Below are 11,683 nucleotides of genomic sequence, written 5' to 3'. Positions count from 1 at the left end.
GCGAGAATGACAAAAGCGCCTAAAAGGCGGCGTTCTAAAATGTTGTGCGAATTTGCGGCAGCCGCTACACTGGAACGCAGGCAAGAATGGTAGTTGAGCATGTCTGATCCCGTTTCGAATGCGGAAATAGAGGACGTTCTGTCGTCTATTCGCCGGCTTGTGTCGGTTGAAAAACCTGCCGCGTCCGGGGACACGGGATCAAGCCACGCAGGCGCGGACGCGCCGAAGGCTGATCCTGCCCCCAACAATGACGTCACACCGGAGGCTGCGACGCCTGCGCGCGATGCACGGCTGGTTCTGACGCCGTCGTTCCGGGTCGAGCCGGACGCGCCGGACGGCGATGCGGCCAAGGTCGAGCACAATGCTGATCGTGACCCCGAGCCGCTGCCCGAGGAAGAAACCGAACACCTGACGCTTGAACAATGGCAGATCCCGTCCGACGCGCCAGCCGAAGAGGTCGAGACCGGGCAGACGGAAGACAGCGCCGCGCTGCACGAGGACAATGGCGATGATGCGGGATCATTCGAAATGTCGGGCGAGGCATCTGAAGCGGACGAGCAGAATGACGACGCGCATCTCAAGGAATGGTTGACGGCGGAAGGCGGTCTTGGCGCGGAGACCGATCCCGACGAGGGTTCGGACCCGGCGCATCACGGCCTGTCCGATGCGGCGGACGAAGGGGACGACGATTTCGAGGCGGCGAGCTTTGCCGGAGACGAGGATTTTGTGTTCGCCTCGGCTACATCCGCCGAGGATGGCGAGGGCGCCGCGGACGACACGCCGGAGCGTGAGGTCGTGACGTCGGAGCTGGAGGCGCGGATCGCGGAGGTTGAGGCCGTCGTCGCCGCGCGCGACGACCAGTGGGAGCCTGACGGCGCGTCGGAAGACGCCTATGCGGGCGGACAGACCGAACCGCTACCGTGGGAAGACCACCTTGAACTGGCGGAACCGGTCTTTGCGTCGCGCACGGCCAGAGACAATGTATCGCGCGACGCGGAACAGGACGCCCGGCAAGACAGTGGCGACGCGGACGCTTTGGACCCGGATCAGGCATCACAGCAGGCCGAAGCGATCCGGCAGAGCGTGGAGCGTGAGGAACCTGCAACCCACGCACAGACGAATGGGCCCTTTGCGGCTGGGACGGACGCCGAAACCGAGGACACGTCTTGGTACCGCGAGGATGCTGACGCGATCTTGGACGAGGACGCGTTGCGCGACCTTGTGAGCGAGATCGTGCGGCAGGAATTGCAAGGCACTTTGGGCGAACGGATCACGCGCAACGTCCGAAAACTGGTGCGCCGCGAAATTCATCGCGCGATGATGGGGCAGGACCTGGAATAACGGGTGCACGGCTCTGCCAGGGCAGGACGATTGTACGGGGTCAGAGCGGTGTCTTATCGATCGGCCGACGCTGTGCGGGCAGCGTGCGCAAATGCGTCGAACGCGATGTCCAAAGCTGCCTGACATCAGAGACACAGGCCGCGCGCAAGCTGCCCGCCGCGAAATGTCCGCGCCTATGCCTGCGGTGATGATCGTGCCCCCGGTCTTTGGCGACGGTATTATAGAGCACAGTGCGTGGCGCGCTCAAAGCGCCCGACAGGCTGCGGATCAGGGGGATCTTGCAACGGTCATCTTCCGTGCGCCGAAGGCCGCAAAACGTCGCCCCAGCGGGGGGGGGGGGGAAGAGATGAACACGCCGGCCCATGTGATATTCGCCGCTGCGGCCTTTGCCCGACCGTTTGATCGGCGGCGCACGGTTGCCGCTGTGGCAGGCGGGCTGGCACCGGATCTGTCGCTTTACGTGATGGTCGGGGTCTCGCTTTACCTGCTGGGGCTTGATCCGGGGTATGTCTTTGGCACGCTTTGCTTTTCCGACGCGTGGCAGCGGGTGTTCCGGATCGACAATTCGTTTCTTGTCTGAGGCGCGGGGTTGGGATTGGCGTGGTGGTGGCGCGCGCGGAACGGCATGGTGTTTACCGTATCAGGGTTGATGCATCTGGCGCTGGATTTGCCCTTGCACCATGATGACGGACGGTAGCATTTCTGGCCGCTGACCGGCTGGGTGTTTCAAAGTCCGGTCAGTTACTGGGACAGGGCGCACCATGCCGGGGTGGTCGGGCCAGTCGAGATGGGCCTGTCGGCGGTGCTGTGCGGCGTTCTGATATGGCGGTTTCCCAGTTTGCGGTCGCGGCTGTTGATCGCGGTGCTGGCGGGGCTGGAGCTTTTCTGCTGTTCATCTGGGCCGTCGTGTTCGCCACGTGACCCTTGGAAACGAAAGAGCCCTGCCGCAGCGGCAGGGCTCTTTCACTTTGGGGTTTGTCGCGTGTCAGGCGGCTTCGGCCTGCGCGGCGGCATTGCGGCGCTCGCTTTCTTCACGCGACAGGGCAACCGAGGTGCGCACACCTTTGCCCACGAAATCCATCAGACCGGTCACGACACGTTCGTTCGGATCGATTCCGGCGCAGGACAACACCTCGCGTCCATCGCGGGAACGGGCCCAGCGGGCGATCTGTTCCGGCCCATTGCCATACTTCTTGTCGTCGGCAATGGCGTCGTCCAGAGCAGCCAGTACGACGGCTGCGAAGAGTTTGCGGGCACGGTTGCCTTGTTCAGCGTTGAAAGCCGTACCGTCAACGAAATCTTTCATGTTTCGTCCTTGTTTTTATTGCTCTTGTGCTTCAGGCGTGACGCCGGTTATGGCGGGTTTTATGCGATTCGGATAGCCCCCAATCACATACCACCCTTGCATTTACCGCATGGCTCGCTGCGTTTGCAGCACGATATGTCGTCGTCTTGCACGTCATCGCTTCGCTAGATATAGGGTTGGACAAAGATCGATCAACCTTTTGTCATGGTTACGCCACAATGCCCAAAATCAATGGAAACGAGATTCGTCCCGGTAACGTCCTAGAACACAATGATGGCCTTTGGAGCGCCGTCAAAGTGGATCATGTGAAGCCGGGCAAAGGCGGCGCATTCGCCCAGGTGGAGTTGCGTAACCTTCGTAACGGATCAAAGCTTAACGAACGGTTTAGAAGTGCGGACAAAGTCGAGCGCGTCCGGCTGGAGCAGAAGGATCAGCAGTTCCTCTATGAGACGGACGGGATGCTTGTCTTCATGGATTCAGAGACTTACGAGCAGATCGAACTGCCAGCCGAGCTTCTGGGTGAACGCCGTCCCTTTCTTCAGGACGGCATGACGATCACTGTCGAATTTTACGAAAACGAGGCGTTGAACGCGACCCTGCCGCAGAAAGTGAATTGCCGCGTCGCGGAAACCGAGCCTGTGGTCAAAGGTCAGACGGCCGCCAACAGCTTCAAGCCGGCGATTCTCGACAACGGCGTGAAGGTGATGGTGCCACCGTTCGTCGGCCCCGACGAAGAGATCATCGTCAACACCGACACGATGGATTACGCCGAACGCGCCTGACCTTCGCGCGCAAAGCTTTCGCAGGGCTGGCTGCGTCGAGACGTCGCGTCACTCTGGCAGGGTGACGGTCGCAGATGCGGCCTGCATCGCGCCCTTTGCACGATTAAAGCGCAGATAGGCGATGGCGCGGTCGCCCGATTGGGTGAACAGAGTGCCCACGGCCTTGCCGTCCGCGGTGATCGGCGTGCCGACCGGGGCGCTGCCATCGAGCGAGACGGACGCCAGCCCCTTGCGCAGTTCGGTCTTGTGCTTCATTCGCGCGGTCACTTCCTGCCCGACATAACATCCCTTGCGGAAATCGACGCCGTTCAGTCGCTCGAACCCGGCCTCGAGAATGAAGGTATCGGGCGTCAACTCTACATTCGTGAGCGGAATGCAATGCGCCACGCGGATGGCTTCGAAATTGCTGCCGTCATCTCCTGACTCGGCGCCGTATAGACGCCAGCCCAGGGCGGGGTGGCGCGGATCGGCAAAGGCCCCCTCGGGACGCTCGCCGGTCCCGCGCCAGACGGCAAGGTCGGTCTGCGTGATCTGCACATCGGCGCGCAGCTTGTACATGTTGAGCCGTTGCAGCAGCCCGTCGGCCAGGCTTTCGTCGACGTCGAGCAGGATCGCGCCGTCCCACGGGACCAGCAGGAAATCGGCGAGGTACTTGCCCTGCGGCGTCAGCATGGCGGCATAGACCAAGCCGTGGTCCAGTTTCGCGATGTCGTTGGTGACCAGCCCCTGGAGAAAGGAACTGGCCTCGGCGCCGGTGATCTGAAAGATCTTGCGGGTCATCTGCGGCCTCGTCTTTGTCATGGGCGTCATATAAGAAACCGGCGATGAAATGACAGGGTTTGCAACGATGCGGGCGAAACTTTCCGTGGTGATGCCGACACTGAACGCCGAGGCCGGGCTGGCGCGGTCGCTGCCCGCACTGGCCGAAGGGCTGGAGGCGGGGCTGATCCGCGAACTGGTGATCTCTGACGGTGGATCGCAGGATGCGACGGGGCAGATCGCCGAGGCTGCGGGCGCGGTGTTTGTTGTCGGTGCGGCGTCGCGCGGCGGGCAATTGCGGCGGGGCGTGCGCGTGGCGCGGGGCGAGTGGCTGTTGGTGCTTCACGCCGATAGCGTTTTGCCGCCGGGCTGGCCCGAGGTGGTGAAGGCGCATATCGCAAACGGGCAGGGCGCGGCGGCGTTCCGGCTGGCGTTCGATTCGCGGGGTCTGGCGGCGCGGGTCGTGGCGGGCTGGGCCAACCTGCGTAGCAAGGTGTTCGGGCTGCCCTATGGGGACCAGGGGCTGTTGCTGTCGCGGTTCGAATACGATGACGCCGGGGGCTATTCGGACATTCCGCTGATGGAGGATGTGGCCATTGCACAGGCGCTGGGGCGGCGGATCACGCTTTTGCCCGCGACGGTGACGACGAGCGCGGAACGCTACAGGCGCGACGGGTGGCTGCGCCGGGGCGGGCGGAACCTGTTGCTGTTGCTGCGCTACCTCTGCGGCACCCGGCCCGAGGACCTATTGCGGCGGTACTGAACACGCTCAGAACCAGGGTTTGTTGTTCGCCTGGTAATCGGCTTGCAGGGCGAGGTGGTCGTATTCAGTCTTCAGCCAATCCTCGAACGAGATGGGCGCCTTGGCATTGCGGGCCTCATAGACGTCGAGGATATGGTCGAGCGTGCCTGTCTTGGAGCGCCGCACGTGCAGGTAGCGCAGGCCAAGCTGGCGGCGGGCGACCTCCAGCGGCGCGCCTTCGATCACCAGCAGGTAGATGGCCGAAGCGAGACCGGCACGATCGGCACCGGACTTGCAATGCATGACGAACGGCTTTTCCAGCGTGCGGAACGTGTCGATCAGCGCCAGGAGGTCCTCGGCGGGGGGCGCGTGGCGGGCCTGGAGGCTGATGCTGACGAGGTTCAGGCCAAGTTCGCGGCAGGTCTCGACCTCGGCGAAGTAATGGGCCGAGGGGTAGTCGCCGCGCAGGTTCAGAACGGTGTTGATCCCGTTTTCCTTCATCTTCGCGAAGCGTTTGAGCGTGGGGTGGTTGGAGCGAAACACGCCCGGCGCGACCTGAAAGAAGTTGGTCCAGACGCCGCGCAGGATCTCGTGGTCGAACCACAGATTGTAGATCCGCGCCCGGCGGCGGTTTTCCGGCGTCGACAGGTCGGTGTTGTAGGAGGCGCGCAGGTTGCGCTCCCAGTCGGTGATCCGCTTGATGAACTTCATGAAGGCCCTTCGCCGTCTGCCGTGACGCCCCCATGTAGGGGCAGGCCGCGCCCATGGCAAGCAAGGGCGATTGACGGCGCTGGTGATGCGGCTAAGTTGCACGCAATTCTAGAGATGGAGACGTGTGATGAGTGGTGCCGGCGGACGCCCTTACCTGGCCATTCCGGGCCCTTCGGTGATGCCCGATCGGGTGCTGCGGGCGATGAACCGCGCCTCGCCCAATATCTATGCCGGCGAGTTGGTGGACATGATGCCGAAGCTGGTGGCGGACCTGTGTGTCGTGGCGCGCACCAAGGGCCATGCGGCGATCTATATCGGCAACGGACACGCCGCGTGGGAGGCGAGCCTGGCCAATACCGTGCAGCCCGGGGAAAAGGTGCTGGTACTGGCGACGGGACGGTTCGGGCACGGCTGGGCCGAGGTCTCCGAGGCGCGTGGGATCGAGGTGCAGTTGCTGGATTTCGGACGGCAGGCGCCGGTTGACTGCCAAGCGGTCGAGGACGCGCTGCGTGCTGATGAGTCTCATGATATCAAGGCGGTGCTGGTCACCCATGTGGACACGTCCTCGTCGGTTCTGAACGATGTGGCCGGGGTGCGCGCGGCGATGGATGCGGCGGGGCATCCCGCGCTTTTGGCCGCCGATTGCATCGCTTCGCTGGCTTGTGACAGATTCGAGATGGACGCTTGGGGCGTCGACGTGATGGTCGCGGGCAGCCAGAAGGGGCTGATGACGCCGCCGGGGTTGGGATTCGTCTTTTTCAACGATAAGGCATCGGATGTGCGCCAGACGGTTCCGCGCGTCAGCCGCTATTGGGATTGGGTGCCACGCACCGAGCCGGAACTCTTCTACCAGTACTTCGGCGGCACTGCGCCGACGCATCACCTGTATGGCCTGCGCGAAGCCCTTGATATGCTTGGTGAAGAAGGGGTCGAGGCCGTCTGGGCGCGGCATGACCGGCTGGCACATGCGGTCTGGGCTGCGTGCGACGCGTGGGGCGCGGAGGGGCCGCTGAGGCTGAACATTCCGGATGCCGCGCATCGTAGCCGGGCGGTAACGTCACTGGCGATCGGCAAGCCGTTGGGCGAAGACCTGCGCCACTGGGTTGAGGCTCATATGGGCGTCACGCTGGGCATCGGGCTGGGCATGCAGACCGAGGATGATCCGCGCAGCACCGGCTATTTCCGGATCGGGCATATGGGCCACCTGAACGGTCACGCGCTGCTGGGTGTGCTGGGGGCTGTCGAGGCGGGGCTGACTGCGCTGAATATCGCGCATGGCGATGGCGCGGTACAGAAAGCGGCGCAGGTTCTGGCCGCGCCTTAAGCGTTCGAGCGACTGAATCGCGTGATCAGAAGGTTCAGTCCGTAGCCCACGGCCATGACCACGGGCAGGCCGAACATGATCCACAAGGCCATGAAAATCCAAAGCAAATTGATCAGCCCCATGACCAATGCGGCATTGGTATAGTTCGGTGCTTCCTGCATCTGACCACGTCTCATATGTATGATCTTAGTGCGGGAATTGTTGCTGTCAGTTAAATTTTACAACCGGGCCGCTGCAAGCGCTTCGGGCAGGGCCTTTGCCAGCAGGTCGAGGTCCTGCGGGCGCCCGCAACTGATGCGGATGCAGCGGTTGAGCGGTGCCACGCCCGGCATGCGCACGAAGAGGTCGCGTTCGATCAGTTCATTCAGGACGGTGCGGGCGAAATCGCCATCTCGGCCGCAATCGATGGCGACGAAATTGGCCGCGGAAGGCAGGCTGTGCAGGCCGTTGGCGGCGGCGATCTCGGCGATACGGTCGCGGGCTTCGGCCATCCAGGTGATCGTTTTGGTTAGCCACGCCTCGTCCTGCAGTGCGGCCAGGGCGCCGGCCTGGGCCACGCGATTGACGCCGAAATGATTGCGGATCTTGTCGAAGCTCTGGATCAGCTCGGGCGCGCCCATGGCATAGGCGATGCGGGCCCCGGCGATGCCGTAAGCCTTTGAAAAGGTGCGCATTCGGATGACGCGTGGGTCGTCTATGTCCAGCTCCGGCGCTGTGCCGTCGGGAGCGAATTCTATGTAGGCCTCGTCGAGCATCAGAAGGCAGCCATCGGGCAGTTCTTCGAGGGCGGCGCGGATCAGCGCGCCATCGTGCCATGTGCCCATCGGGTTGTCGGGATTGGCGAAGTAGACGAGTTTCGCATCCACCTCTTTCGCCTTGGTAAAGAGCGCGGTCGGGTCTTCGTGGTCGTCCTTGTAGGGCACCTTGTGCAGGTCCCCGCCGAACCCCGCCACGTGGTAGTTGAAGGTGGGATAGGCCCCGTCGGAGGTGACGACGGCATCGCCGGGTTCGACCAACAGTCGGACGAGATAGCCCAGAAGACCGTCAATCCCTTCGCCTACAACGATATTTTCCGGCGCCACGTCGAAATGGGCGGCCAGCGTGTGGCGCAGGTCGTGGCTGGTGGCGTCGCTGTATTTCCAGATGTCCTGGACCGCCTCCTGCATGGCCGCGATGGCCTTGGGCGAGGGGCCGAAGACGTTCTCGTTGGCGCCAAGACGGGCGGCGAAGAGCGTGCCAGTTTCGCGCTCGCGGACCTCGGGGCCGACAAAGGGGACCGAGGCGGGCAGGGCGCGGACGATATCGGTATAGCGTGGGCCGGTCATGCGGAGAGGTAACGTCAAACCTGAGCCGGGTGCAAGGCGAAGGGTCGAGAGGTTAACGGCCGAAACCCGCGTCAGTATTGCGTCGGTATTTCGGTGGCAGGGCGTCGGTGTCAGGTTCAAGCGCCTAGAAATGTTAACGCCACGCCCGGGGCGGACGTGGCGTTATGAGTATTTTAAGCAAGAAAAAGCCGGGATTTGTCAGCCCAATTCGGCCAGCCGGTCGAGGGCGGCGCGCAGCTTGGCCTCTTCCTCTTCGCGGGCGGCGAGGTTCTCGCGGGCTTCCTCGACCACCTCTTCAGGCGCGCTTTCGACGAATTTGGGGTTGTTCAGCCGGCCGCGCAGGCCGCCCAGTTCCTTTTCAAGCTTGCCGAGGGTCTTTTCCAGTCGCGCCTTTTCCTCGGCCACGTCGATGACATCGGCCAGGGGCAGGCCGAAGCTGGCGCCCTCGGCTGGGATGGTGATGCAGCCCTTGGGGAAGCTCTCGACGACTTCCAGCGCCTCGACCCGGGCGAGGCGCTTGATCATCGTGGCGTTGTTGTCCCACGCAAGGCGCGCGGATTTCGAGAACTCGGTGACGAGGAGTGGTGTGTAGAGCCCAACGGGCACGTGCACCTGTGCGCGCGCGGAGCGGACGCTGTCGATCAGAGCGATGACCCAGTTCATCTCGGCGTCGGCCTCGGCATTGATCAACTCGTCGCCATAGGTGGGCCAGTCGGCGTGGATCAGCATCCCGTCGCGCTTGGCCAGCGTGCCCCAAAGCTCTTCGGTGATGAAGGGCATGATCGGGTGCAGCAGGATCAGGCACTGGTCTATGACCCAGGCCATGGTGTCCTGCGTTTCCTTTTTCACGTCTTCGGCGCCATCCAGCAGGAGCGGCTTGGAGAACTCGACATACCAGTCGCACACGGTGCCCCAGACGAAGGCATAAAGCGTGTTGGCGGCATCGTTGAAGCGGTATTGCGACAGGGCCGTATCGACGAGCGCCTTGGTTTTCGCGGTTTCGCCGAGAATCCAACGGTTTACGGTCTGCTTTGGTTGCGAGATCGCACCGGTGCTGCCGACCGCCTCGTTCATTTCGGCGAAACGGGCGGCGTTCCAAAGCTTGGTTCCGAAATTCCTATATCCTGCGATACGTTGCGGCGACAACTTCAGGTCGCGTCCCATGGCGGCCATGGCCGTCAGGGTGAAGCGGACGGCGTCGGCACCGTATTCGTCGATCAGCTCCAGCGGGTCGAGCACGTTGCCAAGCGACTTGGACATCTTCTTGCCCTTCTCGTCGCGGACAAGTGCGTGGACATAGACGTCCGAGAACGGCTTTTCGCCCACGACGGCGTATTGCATCATCATCATCCGGGCGACCCAGAAGAAGATGATGTCAAAGCCGGTGACCAAAACGCTGGTGGGAAAGTATTTTTCCAGCTCGGGCGTCTTTTCGGGCCAGCCCAGCGTGCCGATCGGCCAGAGGCCAGACGAGAACCACGTGTCGAGCACGTCCGGGTCGCGCCAGACCGGGTAGACAAGATGCGTCGGATCCTGGCTGGCGGTGTAGTCGGCAAGGCTGGAGGCGAGGTGATGCAGGGCATCCTCGCGGTCCTTGGCCTCGACCACGGTCATGGAGGCCAGCGGCGTGGGCAGGTCGGTGAGCTGAGCCGCGAAGGCTTGCGCGGTGGCCTCGAAATCGTGGCCGCATTCCATCAGCGGCGCGAAGTGGCTTTCGTTGAGAACGTCAAGCATTTCAACGAGATCGAGCGCGCCATCGCCTTCGTCATCGCGGAAGTCCGGTGCGGCAAGGTCGAAGCCGTACCAGACCGGAATCTGGTGCCCCCACCAGAGCTGGCGCGAGATGCACCACGGCTCGATGTTTTCCAGCCAGTTGAAATAGACCTTGCGGTCCTGTTCGGGCAGGATGGTGACCTCGCCGGATTTGACCGCCTCGATGGCGGGGCCGACGATCTTGTCTGTGGCCACGAACCATTGATCGGTCAGCATCGGCTCGATCACGACCTTCGAGCGGTCGCCAAAAGGCTGCATGATCGGCTTGTTTTCCACAAACGGGACCACCTCGCCTTGATCATTTTCAACATTGACCGCGAGACCCTCGTCGGTGATCTGCTGGACGACCTTTTCACGCGCCTCGAAGCGGTCGAGGCCGCGCAGATCGTCGGGGACGAGGTTGATCGTGTCGGCCTCGGCCTCGGTCAGGGTGCGTTCGCCCTTGGCGACGGCCATGGCGATCTCGGCCATCTTGGCATAAGCGGCGCCGTCGTCGCGCATCGCGCCCTTGGTGTCCATCAGGCGGTACATTGGGATGCCACCACGCTGCGCCACGGCATAGTCGTTGAAGTCGTGCGCGCCGGTGATCTTGACCGCGCCCGAGCCGAAGTCGGGGTCAGGGTAGTCATCGGTAATGATCGGGATCAGGCGGCGGTGTTCCTTGGGCCCAACGGGAATTTCGCAAAGTTTTCCAAGGATTGGCGCATACCGTTCATCCGACGGATGAACCGCGACCGCGCCGTCGCCCAGCATTGTTTCAGGGCGCGTGGTGGCGATGGAGATATAGTCGCGCTCTTCTTCCAGCGTGACATTTCCATCCTCGTCGCGCTCGACATAGGTGTAGGTCGCGCCGCCCGCCAGCGGGTACTTGAAGTGCCACATGTGGCCTGCGACCTCGGTATTCTCGACCTCGAGGTCCGAGATCGCAGTTTCGAAATGCGGGTCCCAGTTGACCAGCCGCTTGCCGCGATAGATCAGGCCTTTCTGGTACAGGTCGACGAAGACCTTGATGACGGCGTCGTGGAAGTTGCCCTCCTCGCCCTCGGGGGCCGAGGGCGCGCCGGACATGGTGAACGCCTCTCGCGACCAGTCGCAGGAGGCGCCGAGGCGCTTCAGCTGGCCGATGATGGTGCCGCGCGACTTGATCTTTTGCTGCCAGACGCGCTTTTCAAACTCCTCGCGGCCCATTTCAACGCGCGTGGGCTCGCCATTCGTGGCCATGTCGCGCTCGGTCACCATCTGCGTGGCGATGCCGGCGTGGTCGGTGCCGGGCTGCCAGAGCGTGTCGAAGCCGCGCATCCGGTGCCAGCGGATCAGGATATCCTGCAACGTGTTGTTGAAGGCATGGCCCATGTGCAGGCTGCCCGTCACGTTCGGGGGCGGGATCATGATGGAATAGGTCTCGGCCCCCGGCTTGGCGTTGGCGCCGGCCTTGAAGGCCCCTGAGGTTTCCCAGGCTTCGGAGAGGCGCGGTTCGGCCTCGGCTGCGTTGAAGGTCTTTTCCATCGCCATGATGCGGGTCCCGTGATCGGAAATTAGGTCTTGGCCGGAATACCCAAATGGCAGGGCGAGGGAAAGACGCGGGCGGCATTTTCTTGGGGTGCGGCGCGGTGGATTTGG

Annotated in this window: 11 protein-coding genes; 5 read left to right on the top strand and 6 right to left on the bottom strand. The window is 63.0% G+C overall.

Annotated elements, in window-relative coordinates; all coding sequences use genetic code 11:
• The first annotated feature begins 99 nt into the window (after positions 1-99).
• Both FIU86_RS13205 and FIU86_RS22715 read left to right on the top strand, forming a co-directional pair.
• A complete protein-coding gene (locus FIU86_RS13205; RefSeq protein ID WP_152475503.1) occupies positions 100-1,341 on the top strand; it encodes a hypothetical protein in 1,242 nt (413 codons plus the stop codon).
• A 346-nt stretch (positions 1,342-1,687) separates the two neighbouring features.
• A complete protein-coding gene (locus FIU86_RS22715; RefSeq protein ID WP_216647179.1) occupies positions 1,688-1,921 on the top strand; it encodes a hypothetical protein in 234 nt (77 codons plus the stop codon).
• A 405-nt stretch (positions 1,922-2,326) separates the two neighbouring features.
• On the opposite strand, the gene FIU86_RS13195 is transcribed toward FIU86_RS22715, so the two are convergent.
• The gene (locus tag FIU86_RS13195) at positions 2,327-2,647 is read right to left on the bottom strand and encodes a DUF6280 family protein (RefSeq protein ID WP_103762308.1); all 321 of its coding nucleotides are present in this window, start codon (positions 2,645-2,647) and stop codon (positions 2,327-2,329) included.
• Between the two features lie 218 nt (positions 2,648-2,865).
• On the opposite strand from FIU86_RS13195, the gene efp reads away from it, so the two are divergent.
• Positions 2,866-3,429: an elongation factor P gene (gene efp / locus FIU86_RS13190; protein ID WP_152477154.1), complete on the top strand. Its 564-nt coding sequence runs from the start codon at positions 2,866-2,868 to the stop codon at positions 3,427-3,429.
• A 48-nt stretch (positions 3,430-3,477) separates the two neighbouring features.
• Here the strand turns inward: efp and FIU86_RS13185 are convergent, their stop codons facing one another.
• Positions 3,478-4,209 (bottom strand): folate-binding protein YgfZ, encoded by a 732-nt coding sequence (locus tag FIU86_RS13185; protein ID WP_152475502.1) that lies wholly within the window; start codon positions 4,207-4,209, stop codon positions 3,478-3,480.
• A gap of 67 nt (positions 4,210-4,276) precedes the next feature.
• On the opposite strand from FIU86_RS13185, the gene FIU86_RS13180 reads away from it, so the two are divergent.
• On the top strand, positions 4,277-4,951 hold the full coding sequence (locus tag FIU86_RS13180; protein WP_152477153.1) for a TIGR04283 family arsenosugar biosynthesis glycosyltransferase: 675 nt from the start codon (positions 4,277-4,279) through the stop codon (positions 4,949-4,951).
• 6 nt (positions 4,952-4,957) lie between these two features.
• Here FIU86_RS13180 and FIU86_RS13175 read toward each other — a convergent pair whose 3' ends face one another.
• On the bottom strand, positions 4,958-5,641 hold the full coding sequence (locus FIU86_RS13175) for a tyrosine-protein phosphatase (protein ID WP_152475501.1): 684 nt from the start codon (positions 5,639-5,641) through the stop codon (positions 4,958-4,960).
• Between the two features lie 127 nt (positions 5,642-5,768).
• On the opposite strand from FIU86_RS13175, the gene FIU86_RS13170 reads away from it, so the two are divergent.
• Complete coding sequence (locus FIU86_RS13170) at positions 5,769-6,965, top strand: alanine--glyoxylate aminotransferase family protein (RefSeq protein ID WP_152475500.1); 1,197 nt, start codon at positions 5,769-5,771, stop codon at positions 6,963-6,965.
• Here the strand turns inward: FIU86_RS13170 and FIU86_RS13165 are convergent.
• The 3 genes from FIU86_RS13165 to FIU86_RS13155 all read right to left on the bottom strand — a co-directional run bounded on the left by FIU86_RS13165 (position 6,962) and on the right by FIU86_RS13155 (position 11,575).
• Entirely contained in the window at positions 6,962-7,141 is a 180-nt protein-coding gene (locus FIU86_RS13165; RefSeq protein WP_152475499.1) for a hypothetical protein, read from the bottom strand. The two genes, FIU86_RS13170 and FIU86_RS13165, sit on opposite strands and share 4 nt — an antisense overlap.
• Before the next feature lie 42 nt (positions 7,142-7,183).
• Positions 7,184-8,290 carry a pyridoxal phosphate-dependent aminotransferase gene (locus tag FIU86_RS13160; RefSeq protein ID WP_152475498.1) on the bottom strand — a complete coding sequence of 369 codons (1,107 nt, stop codon included), beginning with the start codon at positions 8,288-8,290 and terminating at the stop codon, positions 7,184-7,186.
• 198 nt (positions 8,291-8,488) lie between these two features.
• A complete protein-coding gene (locus FIU86_RS13155; RefSeq protein ID WP_152475497.1) occupies positions 8,489-11,575 on the bottom strand; it encodes a valine--tRNA ligase in 3,087 nt (1,028 codons plus the stop codon).
• Positions 11,576-11,683: the final 108 nt, after the last annotated feature.

Source organism: Roseovarius sp. THAF9 (assembly GCF_009363715.1).
GTDB lineage: Bacteria > Pseudomonadota > Alphaproteobacteria > Rhodobacterales > Rhodobacteraceae > Roseovarius.
The sequence above is the reverse complement of the archived record's forward strand: the minus strand, read 5'-3'. Positions and strand labels throughout refer to the sequence as shown.